This is a genomic window from Pseudomonas sp. SDT291_1_S447 (genome assembly GCF_054070155.1).
Genome location: NZ_JBSVXS010000377.1, coordinates 1 through 247 on the forward strand (window position 1 = coordinate 1; position 247 = coordinate 247).

General features: G+C 61.5%; 1 protein-coding gene. It reads left to right on the forward strand.

Annotated elements, in window-relative coordinates:
* Window positions 1–247, forward strand: a 247-nt coding sequence (locus ACW9IR_RS29990) for a toxin VasX (protein ID WP_457466227.1), incomplete at both ends; no start/stop codon positions are given.

A 247-nucleotide genomic window follows, 5' to 3' on the forward strand; every position in this document is an offset into this window, starting at 1 on the left:
CATGTGCAACTGTTGCCCTTGGCTTATGGCCTGGTGGAACGACCGCACGACCCGGTCGCCGAATTGACGCTGCCGTATGCCCTGACCGCGCGGCCAATGGGCATTCGCCGGTTGCGCGACGGCTGGCTGTACATCATCGACAGCCTCGGTGGCGAGTTGTACGAATATCGCGTACTCGACGGCATCGTCACCGCGCTGCTGCACCAAGGTAAAACCGTCACGGAAGATCAGCGTGCAGCGATCGAAG